Consider the following 17,906-nt stretch of genomic DNA (forward strand, 5'->3'; position numbering starts at 1 on the left):
GCGCGGCGCGGCGGCGGCGTAGCATCGCCGGGTGTCCAAAGGCAGCTTCTCCCGTGTGACCCGCCGTCCGGGCGGCCTCCGTACGCCCGTCGTCGTGGCGGTCGCGGCCTTGGTGCCGGCCGGCCTGGCGGGCTGGCTGCTGTGGGACGCGAACGCGGACGGCGGGCAGAAGGCCCCGGTGGCCGCCGCGTCGTCGGCGTCGCCCGGCGGCTCCCCCGCCTCGCAGGCCCCGTCCCGGCAGCCGTCCGCGTCCGCCGGGCAGCCCTCGGCGTCCGTGTCTTCCGCATCGTCCGCGCCGTCGGGCGAGCCGTCGGGCGCGTCGCCCGCCGCGGCCGACGAGGGGCCGCTGCCGGACGGCCCGCTCAAGGGCAAGGTGGTCCTGGTCGACCCGGGCCACAACATCCGCAACAGCGAGCACACCGCCGAGATCAACCGCTCCGTCGACATCGGCACCGGCCGCAAGGAGTGCGACACCACGGGGACGTCCACGGACGCGGGTTACGCCGAGGCCACGTTCAGCCTCGACGTCGCCCACCGGCTGCGGACGCTCCTGCGGGCGCAGGGCGCCAAGGTGGTGTTCACGCACGACGGCGAGCGCCCGTACGGCCCGTGCGTGGACGAGCGGGCCGCGATCGGCAACCGCGCGCACGCCGACGCCGCCGTCTCGGTGCACGCCGACGGCTCGGCCGTCGGCAACCGCGGCTTCCATGTGATCCTGCCCGCTTCCGTCAAGGGCGGGCGGGCCGACACCTCGTCCATCGCCGGCCCCTCGAAGGATCTCGGGGTGCGCATCGCGGGCCACTTCGTGCGGAGCACGCGCAGCGCCGCGTCCAACTACATCGGCGGCGGTACGGGCCTGGACACCCGCGGTGACCTCGGCGGGCTCAACCTCTCCACCGTCCCCAAGGTGTTCATCGAGTGCGGCAACATGCGCGACCCCCAGGACGCCGCGCTGCTCACGGACGGTGCGTGGCGGCAGAAGGCGGCGCAAGGGATCGCCGACGGCATCACGGACTTCCTGGACGGGTAGGGCTCCGCGGGCGGTAACGGGCCGTAGCGGCGTCCGGGGGCGGCGCGCTTGTCACGAGGCAGATACGAAGAGGACGCCCCGACCGTGCAGGCGATAGGTTCACCCGTACGATGGGGGGCCACCCCCGCGCCCCCGCATGCTCGCGTGCCGGCGACAGCGACGTTAATGATCACACTGACAAAGGACTTTAGGTGAACATCCGCTCCCTCACTCGAGGCGACGGCGTGGTGATCGGAGCAGCGGTGTTGCTGTTCATCGCCTCGTTCCTGAGCTTCTACTCGTACGACTGCGCGGGAACGATCTGCCCGACGGAGCCCAACGGCTGGAAGGCCGGCCTCTTCCCGGTCCTGCCGTCGATCTTCCTCGCCGGGATCATCGGCGCCGCGCTCATCGTCGCCGCGCGCTTCCAGCCCGAGGGGCGCAAGCTCGTGGGCCTGGAGCTCGGCCAGTGGGGCACCGCGTTCGCCGTGTTCGCCGCTTGGTCCTCGCTGTGGACGATCATCGGTGGCGCCCAGGGTGTGTCCCCGGGCGTCGGCCAGATCCTCGGCCTCCTCGCCAACGCGGCCCTGGCCGCCGCGGCGCTGATGACCCCGCGCATCCCGGCCCTGAAGGCCCCTCTGGTCAGCGGCCCCGGCCCGCAGGCGCCGTCCCCGTACGGCGCCGGCCCGAACCCGGGCTACGGCTACCCGGGCCCGGGCGGTGCCCAGCCCGGTGCCGCCGGTCCGTACGGCGCCCAGGCCCAGCAGTCCTTCGGCGGGCAGCAGCCGGCCCAGCCGGACGCGAGCCTGGGCGGTGCCGCCGCGGCGCCGCAGCCGGCCACCGGTCAGGCCGCGGCCGCTCCGGCCGGGGACTTCGCCCCGTTCTGGTTCGCGGTGCCGGTGCCCCGCCCGCTGTACGGCGAGGACGGTTCGCCGTCGCAGATCGCCGAGCTCGCACCCGGTACGTGGTACCTGGCGGTGGAGCAGCGCGGTCAGGCCCTCGTCGCCCAGACGCAGGACGGCCGTCGCGGCGTCCTGCAGGACACGACGGGCATCCAGCGCGGCTGACGCGCGCAGTGAGCCGATGACGGCCCGCCGGGGTTTCCCGGCGGGCCGTCGCCGTGTCCGGGGCGCCTGCGCGTCCGGGGTCCCCGTGGCCGGCGCCCACGTGGCCGGGCGTCCGGTCCCCGCCGTCTTGCCGGGGGCCCGGTGCGGGCCTACAGTCGGGGCACCCTTACCTGACGCACCGTCAGCTCAGTCGACCCGCCGGGAGGGCACGCGTGCGACTCGGTCTCGCGCTCGGCTACTGGGGACGCGGCCCCGACCCCCGCCACCTCGGCCTCGCCCGGGAGGCGGAGCGCCTCGGCTACCACTCCGTGTGGACGGCCGAGTCGTGGGGCTCCGACGCCTTCACCCCGCTCACCTGGATCGCCGCGCACACCACCCGCATCCGGCTCGGCACCGCGGTCGCGCAGATGGCCGCCCGCAGCCCGACCGCCACGGCGATGCACGCCCTCACCCTCGACCACCTCTCCGGCGGCCGGATGCTGCTCGGCCTGGGGCTGTCCGGCCCGCAGGTCGTGGAGGGCTGGTACGGGCGGCCGTTCCCGTCCAGCCCGCTCACCGCGACGCGGGAGTACGTGGACGTCGTCCGCCAAGTGCTGCACCGCCGGGCCCCGGTGACGCTGGACGGCCGCCACCACGCCCTCCCCTACCGCGGCCCCGGCGCGAGCGGACTCGGCAGGCCCCTCCGTTCCCTCACCCACCCCTTGCGCGCGGACCTGCCCGTCCTGCTCGGTGCCGAGGGGCCCCGCAACGTCGCGCAGACCGCGCGCATCGCCGACGGCTGGCTGCCGCTGTACTGGTCACCGCTGCGGACGGACCTGCACGCGGCGGCCCTCGCCGGTGCGCCCGAGGGCTTCCTGGTGGCGCCGCTGGCCCAGGCCCGGGTGTGCGCCGACGTCGCCGAGGGGCTGCGTCCGGTCAAGGCGATGCTCGGCTTCTACATCGGCGGCATGGGGCACGCGCGCCGCAACTTCCACGCCGACCTCATGGGGCGCATGGGGTACGAGGAGGAGGCGCAGCGGGTGCGGGAGCTGTTCCTGGCGGGGCGGCGGGAGGAGGCCGTCGCCGCCGTGCCGGACGCCTTCGCCGACGAGATCTCCCTCGTGGGGCCGCGCGGGCGCATCGCGGAGCGGCTGGAGCTGTGGCGGGCCGGGCCGGTGACGGACCTGCTGGTGACCGCGCCGGACCCGCAGACGCTGCGGGTGCTGGCGGAGCTGGTGTGAGCGCCGGGGCGGCCCCGGGGCGCGGTCAGGGCCGGTCCGGCCGCCCCTGCCCGTGGAGCCAGGGGCCGAACACGCCGCCGAGGTTCTTGCCGGTGCGCTCCTGCCAGAACCGCTCGAACTCGGCGGTGTCGGCGTTGCCGTGCCGGTGTTCCCTCACCCAGGCCCGGACGGTGGTGAAGAAGCGCTCGTCGCCGACGGCTTGGCGCAGCTTGTGCAGCACCATCGCGCCGCGGCCGTAGACGGGCGGGTCGGAGACGGTGGCCGGGGCGGGATCGGCGGGCGGGAAGGCCCAGATGCCCTCGCTCAGCGGATCCTTGCCGCTGTAGTAGTCGTCGAAGATCCGCTGGGTGGAGCGGCCGCCCTGCTTCTCCTCCCACAGCCACTCGGAGTAGGCGGCGAAGCTCTCGTTGAGCCACATGTCGCGCCAGGTGCGGGGGGTGACGGAGTTGCCGAACCACTGGTGGGCGACTTCGTGCACGACGGTCACGTCGTCCGGGGCGGAGTCGAAGTACGGCTTGGTCTGGGTCTCCAGGGCGTAGGCGATGTAGGGGTTGTGGTCGACGACGGCGCCGGCGGAGGAGAAGGGGTAGGGCCCGAAGAGCTCGCTCGCCCAGGCGATGGCCTCGGGCAGGAGCTTCTCCAGCCGGGGGGCGGCCGCGGCCTCCTTGGGGTGCGTGGCGATGTAGACGGGCAGGTCGCCGGCGCGGGTGGTGGTGATGTTGAACGGGGAGACGGCCACGCTGGCCAGGTAGCTCGCCATCGGCTCGGCGTTGTGCCAGGTGAAGGAGGTCCGGTCGCCCTTGGTCCGCTGTTGCTGCAGCTCGCCGTTGGCCACGGCGGTGTAGCCCTTGGGGACGGTGACCGTGAAGTCGTAGGAGGCCTTGTCGGAGGGGTGGTGGTTGCCGGGGAACCAGGTCGTCGAGCCGGTGGGCTGGCCGAGGCCGACCGCCCCGTCGTCGGTCTCGACCCAGCCCTCCGCGACGTCGCCGTCCTCGTCCTTGAGCTCCTTCGGCGTGCCGTCGTAGACGACGACCGTCTCGAATTCGTGGCCCTTGCCGATGGACGCCCGGGGGGTGACCGTCAGCTCGGCGCCCTTCCTGGAGGTGCGCGCGGGCCGCCCGTCGACGCGGGCGCTGCGGACCTTCAGCCCGTCGAGGTCGAGGTTGAACGCCGCCAGGTCCTGCGTCGCCCGCGCGGTGATGACGGCCGTGGCCTTCAGGTGGTTGCCCTCGGGGTCGTAGTCGAGGGTCAGGCCGTAGTGCCGGACGTCGTAACCGCCGTTGCCCAGGCGGGGGAAGAGCGGGTCCCCCACCCCGGGGGCGCCGGCCCCGCGGGAGGCGGCGTCACCGGAACCACCGCAGGCCGCGAGGAGCACGAGGGCGACGGGCAGCACGGCCCGCCGCAGCCATCGGGGCACCGGGGATCTGGGCACAACGGTCATACGGTCATGCTCTCATCCGACTTGCCGGGCGCCCCGTCAGGACATGCCCCCGGGCCGTGCCGGCGGCCGCAGCGGTCTCACGGCGCCTCAGAAGACGGCCCGCTCCAGCCAGAAGTCGAGCAGGCCGCGGTCGCCCAGGACCTCGACGCGGTCGGTGTCGGCGGGAAGGCGCCGGAAGAGGACGCTCAGCAGGTCGGTCACCGGCCCGCGCACGGCCACGGCGGCCTTCTCGTGGGCCCGGCGCCAGGAGACGCCCTCGCCGGTGAGGTCGATGAACCACTCCGCGTCGAGCTCCGCCGGGGTGTCGGTGGCGTGCAGGTGGAGGGTGCGGCCGGGGCCGGGCAGCTCCGCCAGGCGCGGCTTGAACGCGAGGGCCGCCGGGTAGGTGAGGATGTCCAGCCACTCGTCGAGGCAGTCCGCCGCTATCTCGGGCTCCGCCTCGAAGGGGAGGCCGAGGGCGCCCAGGGCGTCGGCGCGGTGCATGAGCGTCTCGTGCGCCTGCCGGCGGGCCCAGAAGACGGACCGGTGGTCCTCGGAGAACGTCCACACCGGGCTGTCGGGCCCCGCCTCGCGCAGGACGGCCACCAGCGCCTCGGCACCTTCGGCGAGCCAGGCGGTGAGAGCGGGCAGGTCCTCCACGGAGGGCTCGCCCGGGGCCGGACGGGGACCGCCCTGGGCCGCGGTGGACGGCGGCACGAACTCCTCGGCCCGCTCGCGCACGAGCCCGGTGGCCATCCGGTGGGCCTGCCCCACGTGCAGCAGGAGCTGCCCGAGCGTCCACTCCGGGCAGGTGGGCACCGTGACCGAAACGTCCGCGCCCTCGCCCAGGGCACCCCGCAGCAGCTCGGTCTGGTGAAGGATCTCGGAACAGTAGCGGTCGTGGCTCAGCATCGTCGTCATGGCCTCACTGTAGAACCGACCACTGACAACTCCCCCGACCAGCCCGGAGGTTCGCATTCCGGTTCATCCCGCCGGCCCCGGGCCCGCCGGAGGCGCTACCCGCCGCTACCCGCAGCAGTCCGGTTCCAGCCCCGCCGGCAGCCGTTCGCCGCCGAACACGGCGGTCGTCGCCTCGTCGCCCCCGAGCGCGGCCGCCGCGAGGAGCAGCGAACCCGCCGTCCACGTGGTGCGCTCCTCGGGCCAGACGGCGTCGTCCTCGTAGACGTAGCCCGTCCAGTACATGCCGTCCCCGGCCCGCAGGTGCTGGATCCACTGCAGGATCTGCACGGCGCGGTCGGACTCCCCCATCACCCACAGCGCGAGGGCGAGCTCGCAGCTCTCGCCGCCCGTGACCCACGGGTTGGGCAGCACGCAGCGCACGCCGAGGCCCGGCACCACGAAGCGGTCCCAGCCCTCCTCTATGCGTTCCTTGGCGGCGACGCCGGTGACGGCGCCGCCGAGGACGGGGTAGTACCAGTCCATCGAGTAGCGGCCCTTGTCGAGGAACCGCTCGGGGTGGCGGCGTATCGCGTGCGCGAGCAGGCCCGTGGCCAGCTCCCAGTCCGGCTGGGGCTCCTCGCGGTGCTCCGCGATGGCCAGGGCGCAGCGCAGCGCCTGGTGGATGGAGGAGGAGCCGGTCAGCAGCGCGTCCGTGACGGGGGTGCCGTCGTCCTCGCGCTTCCAGCCGATCTGCCCGCCGGCCTGCTGCAGTCCCAGGACGAACTCGACGGCGGCGTAGACGGTCGGCCACATGCTGTCGAGGAAGGCGTCGTCGCCGGTGGCGAGGTAGTGGTGCCAGACGCCCACGGCCACGTAGGCGACGAAGTTGGACTCGCGGGAACGGTCGGTGGGCTCGTCGGCGGCGCCGTCGGCGTAGGCGGCGTACCAGGAGCCGTCACCGTTCTGGTGCCGGGCCAGCCAGCGGTAGGCCGCCTCGGCGCGGTCGTGCTCGCCCGCGGCGTCGAGGGCCATGGCGGCCTCGACGTGGTCCCACGGGTCGAGGTGGTGGCCGCGGAACCAGGGGATGGCGCCGTCCTCGCGCTGGACGGCGGCGATGCCCGCGACGGTGGCGGTGACCTGCTCGGCGGTCAGGACGCCGGGCAGGACGAGGCGCTCGGTGCGGCCGGAGCCGCGGTTGAAGAGGGTCACGCGTCCGCCCCGGCGGGCAGGTGCGGCTTGGTCGCGTACGCCACGAAGCTCTTGCCGATGAGCGGGTTGAGGGCCTGCTCGGCGACCCGGGTGGCCATGGGCTTCTTCATGATGTCCCACACCAGCAGCTTGTGGTAGGCGCGGACGGGCAGCGGAGCGTCCTGACCGTCCTTGTCGACGCCGAAGGCGCACTTGAGCCACCAGTAGGGGCTGTGCAGGCCGTGGGCGTGGTGGGTGCCGTACGGGACGAGGCCGGCCTCGCGCATCCGGTCGAGGAGCTCGTCGCCGCGGTAGATGCGGATGTGGCCGCCCTCGACCTCGTGGTAGGCGTCCGAGAGCGCCCAGCAGATCTTCTCCGGGCCGTAGCGCGGGACGGTGACGGCGATGCGGCCGCCGGGCTTGAGGACGCGCACCATCTCGGCGAGCACGCCCTTGTCGTCCGGGATGTGCTCCATGACCTCGGAGATGATGACGACGTCGAAGCTGTCGTCGGGGAAGGGCAGGGCGAGGGCGTCGCCCTCCATGGCGGTCGCGGTGGCCCCGGCGGGGGCCTCACCGGCCTCCTTCATGGCGGCGAACCACTTGGCGACTTCGCGTATCTCCTCGCCGTTGCGGTCGAGCGCGACGACGCGCGCGCCGCGCCGGTAGCACTCGAAGGCGTGCCGGCCCGCGCCGCAGCCCAGGTCGAGGACGCGGTCGCCGGCGGCGAGCGGGAAGCGGGAGAAATCGACGGTCAGCACGGGTGTTTGCCTTCGGCCGGCGGGACGGTTTGGTTGTTCGCGGGAACGTACGGATTACGGCACGCCGGGCACCGCCGGGCCGCGCCACGGGGATTCCTCGCCACGGCGACGGCCGTCTTGCACCGGAGCACGGCGCCCGTGGCTCCCTGCGTGCCGCAGGCACATCGGTCCGCCGCAACGGCGGGCACGCCCCGCGGCGGAGTGTGGCGGTGCCGGGCGGGCTCGGTTCGGCATCGCCGGGACGCGCCGTAGGGGGCGAGCGCCGCCGCGGCGGAAAGTTCGTGCCCGCACCGGAGCGCGGCACCCGTGAGCCCCCGCGCGCAGCAGGCACATCGGTCCGCCGCAATGGCGAGCACGCCCCGCGGCGGAATCCGGCGGTGCCGGGCGGGCTCGGTTGGGCACCGCCGGGACGCGCCGTAGGGGCTGAGCGCCGCCGCGGCGGAAAGTTCGTGCCCGCACCGGAGCGCAACGTCCGTGGCCCCCTGCGCGCCGCAGGCACATCGGTCCGCCGCAACGGCGAGCACGCCCCGCGGCGGAGTGTGGCGGTGCCGGGGCGTGGCGGGGAGGCCGGGTGCCGGGCCGCGCCGCACTAGCCTCGCCGTCCGGCGGGCCGGGTGCCCGCGAGGGCGATCGCCTCGCGGTAGTGGCGGGCCGTGCCGATCGCGGCCTCGCGCCAGGTGAAGCGGGAGAGGACGCGTTCGCGGCCCGCGGCGCCGAGGCGGCGGCGCAGTCCGGGGTCGGCGAGGAGCCGGTCGAGCGCGGAGGCAAGGGCTCCGGGGTCGCCGGGCGGGACGGCCAGGCAGGTCTCCCCGTCGGGCCCCGCGACCTCCGGAATCGCACCACCGGTGGTGGCGGCCAGCGGCGTCCCCGTGGCCATGGCCTCGGCGGCCGGCAGCGAGAAGCCCTCGTACAGCGAGGGCACGCAGGCGACCTGCGCCGAGCGCACGAGGTCGACGAGCTCGGCGTCGGTGATGCCCTTGACGAACTCGACGGCGCCCTCCAGCCCGCAGCGCCGGATCGCGGTGGCGACCGGCCCGTCCTCGGCGCGCTTGCCGACGACGACGAGGTGCGCGGCGGGGTGGCGGCGGCGGACCACGGCCAGCGCCTCGATCAGGTGGACGAGGCCCTTGAGGGGGACGTCCGCGCTGGAGGTGGTGACGATGCGGCCCGGGACTTCGGGCACGGACGGGTCGGGCGAGAACAGGTCGGTGTCGGCCCCGATCGGCACGACGTGCACCCGCTCGGCGCGCACGCCGAGGTGGTCGACGATCTCCTGGCGCGAGGAGCCGGAGACGGTGAGCACAGACGGCAGCCGGCGGGCGACCCGCTTCTGCATCCGGGTGAAGCCGTACCAGCGGCGCACGGAGGCCCGCCGCTTCCAGTCCGCGGCGGCGGCGAGGTCGAGCTGCCGGTCGACGGTGATGGGGTGGTGGATGGTCGTCACCAGCGGCGCGCCGATCGCCTCGGGGCCGCCGAGGAGCCCGTAGCCCAGGGTCTGGTTGTCGTGGACGACGTCGAACCGGCCGCGCTGCGCGGCGAGATGGCGCCGGGCGCGCAGGCTGAAGGTGAGCGGCTCGGGGAAGCCGCCCGTCCACATCGTGGAGACCTCCAGCGCGTCGATCCAGTCGCGGTACTCGTCGCGGCCGGGCGTGCGGAAGGGGTCGGGCTGGCGGTAGAGGTCGAGACTCGGCAGCTCGGTGAGGGTCACGCCCTCGTCGAGGACGGGGTACGGCTGGGAGCCGATGACCTCGACGCTGTGCCCGAGGCGGGCGAGTTCGCGGGAGAGGTGGCGGACGTAGACGCCCTGGCCGCCGCAGAAGGGGTTGCCCTTGTAGGTGAGCAGTGCGATCCGCAGGGGGCGGTCGCCGTCCCCGTCCCGGGGCCCCGCGTCGCGTACGTCCTGCCGCGCGTGCGCCTCGCGCGCCGCATGTGCGAGAGCTGCCTCAGTGGCCTCAGCGGTCACTCCCCCGGCCTCCTTCTGGCTGCTGTTCCGGCCGGAGCGTAACCGGTCGCGCTAATCTAGAACAAGTTTCAGACTGGGTCGTCCAGAAGCCTCGAATCTACCGGCCGGAAAGGCGGTCGCCAGGACCGGATCGGGTGATTCGCGCCACGGCCCGACCCCTGCCATGCTGTGCCGTCCGGGCCGTACAGACACCCCTGGATGGATTGCCACGGAATGGGACATATGACGACGGAACCCAAGTCGCCGACCGCGCGGGCCGTGCCCGCCGGGCCCAGCCTGCCCCTGACCGAGCGTCAAGAGGCCCGCCGCCGCCGGATCCTGCAGGCCACCGCGGAGCTCGCGGGCCGCGGCGGCTTCGACGCGGTGCAGATGCGCGAGGTCGCCGAGGCGGCGGGCGTCGCGCTCGGCACGCTCTACCGCTACTTCCCCTCCAAGGTCCACCTGCTGGTCGCCACCATGCAGGACCAGCTGCAGGCCCTGCACGGGACGTTGCGCAAGCGCCCGCCGACGGACGCCGACCCGTCCGCGCGCGTGGCGCAGACGCTGATGCGGGCCTTCCGCGCCATGCAGCGCGAACCGCACCTGGCCGACGCGATGGTGCGCGCCCTCACCTTCGCCGACCGCTCGGTGAGCGCCGAGGTCGACACCGTCTCCCGGCTCACCACGGCGATCATCCTCGACGCCATGGGCCCGGCCGGGCCGCCCTCCCCCGAGCAGCTCTCCGCCGTGCGCGTCATCGAGCACACTTGGCATTCGGCGCTCATCACCTGGCTCTCGGGGCGCGCTTCCATCGCACAGGTGCGGATCGACATCGAGACCGTCTGCCGACTCATCCGGCTCACTACCCCACAACAGGCCTGACGCGCTACCCCCGGCACCCGATTCATGGGGGGCGCTTTCGAGTGAACTTGGGGCGCACGTGGCGGAATCCATGCGCCCTTGCGCCCCCTCCATGTCCGGTATACGCGCCCGGAGCGGTGGCACACGCCGGTATGAATGAGCGTCGGTGTCCGGCGCAGCACTCGCTGCGCGGGGGAGCGGGAAGGCGGGGACCGTGATCCGGGTTCTACTGGTGCATGACACCTATCTGCTGCGAGCGGCGCTGGCGGCTCTCATCGGCAGAGAGCCGGACCTGGAGGTCTCCTCGGCGTCGTGGCAACGCGCGCCCGCCCTGTCGGACTCGGTGCGGCCGCACGTGTGCGTGGTGGACATGGACAGCCCGGAGGCGAGCGGGCCGCGCGGCCTGAGGGAGCTGTGCGGGCAGGGTGACGCGCGCGACGGCAGGGCCGCGCTGCTCGCCCTGGCCAGTGCGGGACGGCCGGGGCCACTGCGCCGGGCGTACGAGGAGAAGGCTCTGGGATACCTGAGCAAAAACGCTTCTCCCGACCGCCTGGTGGAAGGAATAAGGCATGTGGCGCAGGGCGAACGGTACATCGACGAAGCGCTCGGCTTCGGCTTCCTGGAGGCGGCGGAGATCCCGCTGACGAGACGGGAACTGAGCGTGCTGTCACTCGCGGCGGAGGGGGCGTCCGTCGGGGAGATCGCCCACAGCCTGCACCTGTCGAACGGCACGGTGCGCAACTACATGGCCGCGATCACCCGGAAGACCGGGGCGCGCAACCGGGTCGACGCGATCCGCATCTCGCAGGTGGCCGGGTGGGTGTGAGGGGGTGCGGTTCACGGGCTCCGCGGCACCCATGAGGTCGCGGTAGAGCGGGGAGCGCGCCGGCAGCTCGTGGTGCTCCCCGCAGACCGTGTCCGCGCCGTCCATCACCAGGACGCGCCCGGCGCGGCGGGCGGAGGCGGCCCGGTGCGCGATGACGACGAGGGTGCCGCCCGGGCGGCGCGCGAAGGCCCGCTCCGCGCGGGCCTCCGCCACGGGATCGAGATGACAGGTCGCCTCGTCCAGCACGGCGAGGGGAGCGGGCGACAGGTAGGCCCGGGCCAGGGCGATCTGCTGCCGCTCCCCAGCCGAGAGCTCCGCCGGGGCGAGCGGCGCCGCGAAGCCGCCCACGCGGCGGACGAGTTCCGCCATGCCGAGCGCCTCGGCCGCGGCCCGCATCTCCTCCTCCGGGACGGCGCCGGCCCGCAGATAGCCCAGGTTGTCGGCGAGCGTCCCCGAGAACACGTACGCCTCCTGCGGGATCAGCACCCGCTGCGCCATGGCGGCCGCCGTGCCGGCCCGGGCGCCGCCCACGACGACCTCGCCGCCGCACGGGCTCAGCAGGCCCGCGACCAGCCCGGCCAGCGTCGACTTCCCGACACCGCTGGGGCCGACGACCGCCAGGTGCCCGCCCCGGGGCAGGGTCAGGTCCAGGTCCCGGACGACGGGGTCGGCACCCTCGCCGTACGCGAAGGTGAGGCGGCGCAGTTCGAGGGCGGGCGTGTCGTCGTCCCGGGGTGTTCCTGCTGCTTCCGGCAGGTGCGGCGCTCCGGCGGGCGGGCCCGGTGCCGTGAGCCTGCGCACCACCACGGCCAGGCGGGAGCCGCTCGTGCCCAGGCCGTGGACGAGGTTCTGCAGCGCGGGCATCAGGGACTGCGTCAGATAGGCCAGCGCGCCCACGAGACCGCCCGCGGTGACGCCCCGGTCCAGCAGCCACGGCGCCCCCGCCAGCAGCAGCACCACCGGCAGCTGCCCGGCCAGGGCCAGGGCCACGACCCGCACGACGGACCAGCGGGCGAGCGAGCGGGAGGCGTGCAGCGCGGCGTCGGCGAGCGCGCCCGCCTCCGCGCGGACGCGGGGCTCGGCGCCCGCCGCGGTGACGTCGCGCAGGCCGGAGAAGACCTCGCCGAGGGCCGCGGCGAGGGCCTCGTCCGCGGCGAGGTACGCCTCCTGGCGGCGGGCGAGCGGGCGCAGCGTCGCCAGGAACAGGGCGAGGCCGAGGACGAGGGGCGGCGCGACGACCGCCAGCAGCGCGGGCGCGAGCAGGAACAGGCCCGTCAGCGCGCCGGCCGCGGTGAAGACGAACGACCGCGAGACCATCACCAGACCGGCGAAGGCGTCGCGGGCGATCTCCACCTGGTGCGTCAGCCGGGACACGGCCGCGGTGTCGCCGCGGTGCAGGGCGCGGGCGACGACCGTCCGCACCAGGCGGTCCCGGAAGGGCTCCACGAGCCCGGCGACCCCGCCGTACGTGCGCCCGGTCCCGTACGCCCCGACGACCACGGCCACGGCGGCCAGTGCGAGCCAGGCGAACCCGGCGCCGGGCCGTTCGGCGAGGAACCCGCCGTCCAGCGCCCGCGCCAGGGCGTACCCCAGCACGAAGGTGTGCCCGGCCTCCACGACGGACCACGCGAGCAGCACCGCGACGACGCGCCGCCGGCCGGCGAGGTACCGGGTGCCTCGCCGGAGGAGCCCGGGCTCAACGGGTGTCACGGTGACCTCCTGAGGCGGCCTGAACGGACGGGACGGTCGCGGTGGGCTGGGCAGCGCCGGGATGCGCCGCGGGGCGACTCGCCGTCGCGGCGGGTGGGAAGGGGTGGGAGCCGGGTGGCCTTCGACAGACGGTTCAGCGCCGCCGAACGACTCCCGCCGCGGCGGGAACGGCCAGCTCGGCACCGCCGGAACGCGCCGTTGAACAACTCGCCGTTGCGGCGGGAAGAAGGGCGGCGGCTCTGCCGCGGCCGGGTGGCCCGGCGGTCGTGGTTGCGCTCACGCATCGAAGACCGCCCGGTATTCCGGGTCTTCCCACAGGGCGGTGTGCGGAGCCACCGCCCGGACCGTGCCCTCGTGGAGCCACAGGACGCGGTCCGTGCTTGCGGCCGTCGTCGCGCGGTGGGCTATCAGGACGCGGGTGGGGGCGGACGAGGCGTGGAGGGCCGCGGTGACGCGGCGTTCCGTCGCCGTGTCCAGACTGGACGTGGCGTCGTCCAGGATCAGAAGCCGGCCCGCGTGGGCGAAGGCGCGGGCGAGGCCCAGACGTTGGGCCTCGCCGCCCGAGAGGGGGGCCTTTGCGCAGGGCGTGTCGTAGCCGCGCGGGAGGCGCCGGACGAAGTCGTGCGCGCACGCCTCCCGCGCCGCGGCCTCCCGCGCCTCGCGCCCCGGCGCGACCGCCCCGAAGCCGATCGTGCCGCCGATCGTGCCGCCCAGCAGCGCGGGCCGGGCGAAGGCGTGTCCGACGGCGCGGCGCAGTTCGCCGCGGCGGAGGGCGGGCAGCGGGACGCCGTCGAGAAGGACGGTGCCGGCGTCGGGGTCGGCGAGCCGGCCGGCCGTTTCGGCGAGGACGGACTTGCCGCTGCCGGAGCGTCCGACGACGGCCAGGGAACTTCCCCCGGGCACCGTCACGCTCACCTCGCGCAGGACCGTCCGCCCGCCCCGCACGACGCTCACGCCCCGCAGTTCCAGCGTGCCGGGCCCGGGCGGCAGACGCCGCTCGCCGTAAGGGACTTCGGGCACCGCGAGGACCTCCGCGGAGCGGGCGGCCGCGGCGCGGGCGCGGGCCGCGGCGTTGAGGTGGCCGACGAGCATGCCGACGCCGGTGGCGAGCACGGCGTAGCGGGAGGCGGCGAGGAGGTCTCCGACGGTGAGGAGCCCCTGGGAGAGCCGGAGGCCGGCGACGGCGAGGACGGTGATCTGCAGCAGCGGCACGAGCGTGCCGGCCTGGGCCGTGGAGCGGCCCTGGACGCGCCACATGCGGTGCCCTTCGCGGGAGAGCGCGGGCAGCGGTTCGAGGATGCGGGCCTCTTCGCGGGCGGCGGTGCCGGCCGCGGCGACGGTGCGGGCGCCTCCGAGCGCTTCGACGAGACGCCCGGCGATGTCTCCCTGGAGCTGCTGGTAGCGGGCGACGCAGTCCGTTGAAGCGCGGGTGAAGGCCCGCAGGAGGACGGCGAGCAGGGGGGCGCCGGCGAGGAAGGCGAGCGCGAGCCAGGGGTCGATGAGACCGAGGGCGACGATCCCGCCGACGGGGCCGGCCACGGAGGCGGCGGCGTGCGCGAGCGTGGCGGGCGCGGTGCCGGTGTCGGCGGCGTTGCCGACGAGGCGGGTGACGAGGTCGCCGGGCGGGAAGCGGCCGGTGACCTGCGGGCCCGCGGCGAGGACGTGGCCCAGCAGCCGGTGGCGCAGCCGGGCGGTGGCGCGGGCGGCCGTGGTGCCGGTGAGGAGTTCGGTGAGGGCGTCGAGGGCGGCCGGCCCGGCGACGAGGAGCCCGCACAGGACGACCCAGCGGCCGGCGTCGGCGCCGCGGCGGGCGAGGAGCAGGTCGAGGGTGTGGCCGAGGGTGACGGGCAGCAGCAGGGCCGCTCCGGTGGAGGCGACCGCGAGGAGGGCGAGCGCGACCGCGCGGGCGGCGCTGTGCCGGGCGGTGGCGAGCAGCAGCCGGTCTCCGGCGGCGGCCGTGGCGGTGCGGGTGTGTGCCATGGGTCGGGGGCCCTCGTGTCCGTACCATCCGTGGGGAAGGTCCGTGGGGAAACGGCGGACCCGGGCGGGCCCCTCGTCGCAGGAAGGGCCCGCCCGGTGCCGGATCAGCGTCGGATCCGGTGCCGGATCACAGACAGATCAGCACGCTCGCGGTGCTGACGCAGGAGAGCAGGCTGACCGTGCTCTGACCGCCGCCGCCGTGACCGCCGGTGTTCTCGTCGGACTCCATGCTCTGCAGGTCGAGGAGCGCCATGGTCGTGTTCCTTTCGTGGGATTCCCGTGGGGACGGGGATTGGGTTTCTCTTGCGTTTTCTTGCTACGGCTCCACAACGGCATGGAGCCGGCTTCGGGGCCCCGGAGGGGGCGGGAGGAACGGCAGCTGCGCGGGCCCTGCGGCGGGCCGGGCGCCGTCGAGGGCGGCGGTGAGGGCGAGCAGGCAGCCGGCCGTTCCGGTGGCGAGGTCCATGGACAGCCGCATCATCTGGCTGCCGGGGTAGGCGAGTTCGCCCCGGTAGGACATGGCGTACCAGGACAGCCCGCGGACCTGCGCGGACAGGTGTTCCGCGCTCGCGCCGGGCGCGGTGGTGCGGGCGAGGTGCAGGATCATCCCGGCCCGGCCCTGGAACAGCCCGGGCTGGGCGTAGAAGCGCGACCGGGCGGCGGTGAGGATGCCGTCGCGGGCGTCCGTGAAGTACGGGTCGGGGTCCGGGGCGAGGGCCAGGAAGTCGTCCAGGACCATGCCGATGCCGGCGCTGCCGTCACCGAGGTACGGCATGGTGCGCCAGCCCTCGTCGACTTCGAGGGTGCCGCTGGGCGTGCGGGTGCAGCGGGCGAGGTCGGTGCGCAGGGCCTGCTCGGCGAGGTCGAGGAGGGCGGGGGCGCCGGTGCGCTCGTACAGCCGCAGGAAGAGCAGGGCGGGGCCGCTCGCGCCGCGCAGGAGCCCGGCGCGCTTGCGGGGCGCGCTGCCGCCCTCCCCTTGAGCGGACCGGTCGGCGGCGTCTGCGGCGAGCCGGTCGGCGAGGAGCTGGGCGGCCTCGACGGCCTGGTCGTGGAGCTGGCGCTCGCCGGTGGTGCGGGCGAGGTGGTCGAGGGCGAGGCCGACGCCGGCCAGGCCGCTGCGCAGGTCGGAGGTGAGGCGCTGCCACTGCTCGCCGAGCATGAGCCCGGACAGGTCCAGGGCGCGCCGGGTGTGGCCGAGGCGGTCGAGGGTGCAGGCGACGCCGGCGAGCCCGTCGTAGAGGCCGAGCGGGGTTCCGGACGGCACGGGGTCCGTGTGCCGCAGCAGCCACTGCTCGCCCTCTTCGTAGCGCTCCGCGCCGGCTTCTGCGAGGGCGTGCAGGACTCCGGCGGCGCCGTGGGCGAGGCCGAGGCCGCCGCCCTCGGCGAACTGGGCGATGTCCCCGGGGAAGAGGCGGTCGTCGCGCTCCGGCGTGGCGGAGGCGAGGAGGGCGCGGACCATGGACGCGCGGGCGCGGGGCCAGTCCTCGGCGGGGTCGGGCAGTTCGTGCGGCGGGAGGGCGCGGCCGGCGCCGGGGGCGAGGGTGTGGGTGCGCCGCCCGGGCGCTCCCGAGGCTTCGGAGGCGGCGGGCTCGGCCCCCTCGGTGAGCACGGCGGGCTCGGCCCCCTCGGCGAGCACGGGGGATACGGCTCCCTCGGCGAGCACGGCGGGTACGGCTCCTTCGGCCGGCACGCTCCCCGCCCCCCGCATGATCTCCGCCACCGCCTCGTCGAGGAACTCCCGCGGCACCGGGAACTGTTCGGCGATCACCTCGGCCAGGTGGGCCGCCTTGGCCCGGTCGATCACGAACAGCGTGGTGATGGGCAGGAAGAGCGCGAGCCGCAGGCAGGCCAGGGCGTAGCGGTCGACGTCGGCGCCGCGGCGGTCCGGCGGGGCGAAGAAGCCGGGGTGGGCGACGACTTGCCGACCGTGCTCGGAGGCGGGGGCGGCGGCCTCGAAGTCGATGAGGACGACGGAGCGTTCGTCGGGCGCGACCATGATGTTGAACATGTGCAGGTCGTTGAAGACGACGCCGCGGGCGTGGACCTTCTCGACGGCCTCCTCGACGGCGCGGTGGATGCGCAGCGCCCACGCGGTGTAGTCGGCGGTGGCGGTGGGCTCCGGTTCCGCGGCGAGCAGCGGGTGGCGGTGGGCGAAGAAGGAGTTGAGGGGCTTGCCCTCGATGAAGTCCATGACGAGGAAGCGGTGGTCGCCGATGGTGAGCCAGTCCCGTGGCTCGGGGGCGACGCCGAGGCCGGCGAGCCGCTCCAGGGCGTCCTTCTCGCGCTCCAGGCGGGCCACGGCGTCGGCTCCGTCGGCGGCGAGCCCGGCGTGGGGGCGGCCTTCCTTGAGGACGACCTTCCGGCCGTCGCGCGTGTCGGTGCCGGCGTAGACGCCGCCGCCGTTGGAGAAGTGCAGGGCCTTCTCGATGCGGTAGGGCAGGTCGCCGACGGTGGTGGCGTTGCGGGCGGCGAGGTGCGGTGCCAGGAAGTCCGGCAGCGTCACCCACGGCGGGATCTGGAAGGCGGGGTTGCGGGAGTCGGGGACGAGCTTGCCGTCCCCGTCCTCGACGGCGGGCACGAGGGCGCCGCGGCCGTCGATGCAGAAGCGGCGGGTGAAGGCGCCGTAGCGGACGTAGAGGGGGCCTTCGTGCCAGCGCAGGTCGGTGAGGATGTACGGACCGGGGCGGCCGCCGACGATCTCCTGCAGCCCGGCGAGGGTGGCGTGCAGCTCCTCCTCGCCGGAGGGGTAGACGGTGACGAACTTCCCGCTGTGGCCTCGCTCCGCGTACTTGCTGTTGCGCAGGTGGAGCAGGTGCGCGCCGGGGACGAACTTGAACGGGATGTCCCGGGCGACGCAGTAGTCCCAGACGTCGGCGGCGGTCTTGTCCGCGGTGTCGGCGGTGGCCGAGACGTGGATCTTCCATCCCTGGAGGGGCTGCCCGGGGCGCGGACCGCCGTCCTCCCCGGCGGGGAAGACGTGGAGCCAGTCGCCGTGGCGGGCGGTGCTCCAGCCGGCGGGGGC

General features: G+C 75.0%; 13 protein-coding genes and 1 pseudogene. 5 read left to right on the plus strand and 9 right to left on the minus strand.

Going from position 1 to position 17,906, the window contains the following annotated elements; all coding sequences use genetic code 11:
- Nucleotides 1-31 precede the first annotated feature (31 nt).
- The 3 genes from ACSNOG_RS13130 to ACSNOG_RS13140 all read left to right on the plus strand — a co-directional run bounded on the left by ACSNOG_RS13130 (nt 32) and on the right by ACSNOG_RS13140 (nt 3,296).
- Nucleotides 32-1,030, plus strand: a complete 999-nt coding sequence (locus tag ACSNOG_RS13130; protein WP_436752799.1) for an N-acetylmuramoyl-L-alanine amidase — start codon at nt 32-34, stop codon at nt 1,028-1,030.
- 191 nt (nt 1,031-1,221) lie between these two features.
- Nucleotides 1,222-2,076 (plus strand): hypothetical protein, encoded by an 855-nt coding sequence (locus ACSNOG_RS13135; protein ID WP_436752800.1) that lies wholly within the window; start codon nt 1,222-1,224, stop codon nt 2,074-2,076.
- A gap of 212 nt (nt 2,077-2,288) precedes the next feature.
- Nucleotides 2,289-3,296 (plus strand): LLM class F420-dependent oxidoreductase, encoded by a 1,008-nt coding sequence (locus ACSNOG_RS13140; protein ID WP_436752801.1) that lies wholly within the window; start codon nt 2,289-2,291, stop codon nt 3,294-3,296.
- 25 nt (nt 3,297-3,321) lie between these two features.
- Here the strand turns inward: ACSNOG_RS13140 and ACSNOG_RS13145 are convergent, their stop codons facing one another.
- The 5 genes from ACSNOG_RS13145 to ACSNOG_RS13165 form a co-directional block, all read right to left on the minus strand.
- Complete coding sequence (locus tag ACSNOG_RS13145; protein ID WP_436752802.1) at nt 3,322-4,737, minus strand: M1 family metallopeptidase; 1,416 nt, start codon at nt 4,735-4,737, stop codon at nt 3,322-3,324.
- Nucleotides 4,738-4,824: 87 nt separating this feature from the next.
- Entirely contained in the window at nt 4,825-5,637 is an 813-nt protein-coding gene (locus ACSNOG_RS13150) for a maleylpyruvate isomerase family mycothiol-dependent enzyme (RefSeq protein ID WP_436752803.1), read from the minus strand.
- A gap of 105 nt (nt 5,638-5,742) precedes the next feature.
- On the minus strand, nt 5,743-6,825 hold the full coding sequence (locus ACSNOG_RS13155) for a prenyltransferase (protein ID WP_436752804.1): 1,083 nt from the start codon (nt 6,823-6,825) through the stop codon (nt 5,743-5,745).
- Nucleotides 6,822-7,565: a methyltransferase domain-containing protein gene (locus ACSNOG_RS13160; protein ID WP_436752805.1), complete on the minus strand. Its 744-nt coding sequence runs from the start codon at nt 7,563-7,565 to the stop codon at nt 6,822-6,824. Before ACSNOG_RS13160 ends, ACSNOG_RS13155 begins: the two co-directional genes overlap by 4 nt.
- Before the next feature lie 589 nt (nt 7,566-8,154).
- Nucleotides 8,155-9,528: a glycosyltransferase family 4 protein gene (locus ACSNOG_RS13165; protein ID WP_436752806.1), complete on the minus strand. Its 1,374-nt coding sequence runs from the start codon at nt 9,526-9,528 to the stop codon at nt 8,155-8,157.
- A 222-nt stretch (nt 9,529-9,750) separates the two neighbouring features.
- Between ACSNOG_RS13165 and ACSNOG_RS13170 the strand changes: the two genes are divergently transcribed.
- Nucleotides 9,751-10,389, plus strand: coding sequence for a TetR family transcriptional regulator (locus ACSNOG_RS13170; RefSeq protein WP_436752807.1), 639 nt, complete (start codon nt 9,751-9,753; stop codon nt 10,387-10,389).
- 349 nt (nt 10,390-10,738) lie between these two features.
- Nucleotides 10,739-11,110, plus strand: a pseudogene (locus ACSNOG_RS13175) (LuxR C-terminal-related transcriptional regulator); the annotation flags it as partial.
- Here ACSNOG_RS13175 and ACSNOG_RS13180 read toward each other — a convergent pair.
- From ACSNOG_RS13180 to lanKC, 4 genes are all read right to left on the minus strand, one after another.
- On the minus strand, nt 11,036-12,904 hold the full coding sequence (locus ACSNOG_RS13180) for an ATP-binding cassette domain-containing protein (protein ID WP_436752808.1): 1,869 nt from the start codon (nt 12,902-12,904) through the stop codon (nt 11,036-11,038). The pseudogene ACSNOG_RS13175 and the gene ACSNOG_RS13180 overlap by 75 nt on opposite strands.
- Nucleotides 12,905-13,180: 276 nt before the next feature.
- The gene (locus ACSNOG_RS13185) at nt 13,181-14,884 is read right to left on the minus strand and encodes an ABC transporter transmembrane domain-containing protein (RefSeq protein ID WP_436752809.1); all 1,704 of its coding nucleotides are present in this window, start codon (nt 14,882-14,884) and stop codon (nt 13,181-13,183) included.
- Between the two features lie 127 nt (nt 14,885-15,011).
- Nucleotides 15,012-15,137: a SapB/AmfS family lanthipeptide gene (locus ACSNOG_RS13190; protein WP_436752810.1), complete on the minus strand. Its 126-nt coding sequence runs from the start codon at nt 15,135-15,137 to the stop codon at nt 15,012-15,014.
- Nucleotides 15,138-15,200: 63 nt separating this feature from the next.
- On the minus strand, nt 15,201-17,906 hold a 2,706-nt coding region (lanKC, locus tag ACSNOG_RS13195; protein ID WP_436752811.1), incomplete at its 5' end, for a class III lanthionine synthetase LanKC.

This window comes from Streptomyces sp. URMC 124 (genome assembly GCF_051386455.1).
GTDB lineage: Bacteria > Actinomycetota > Actinomycetes > Streptomycetales > Streptomycetaceae > Streptomyces.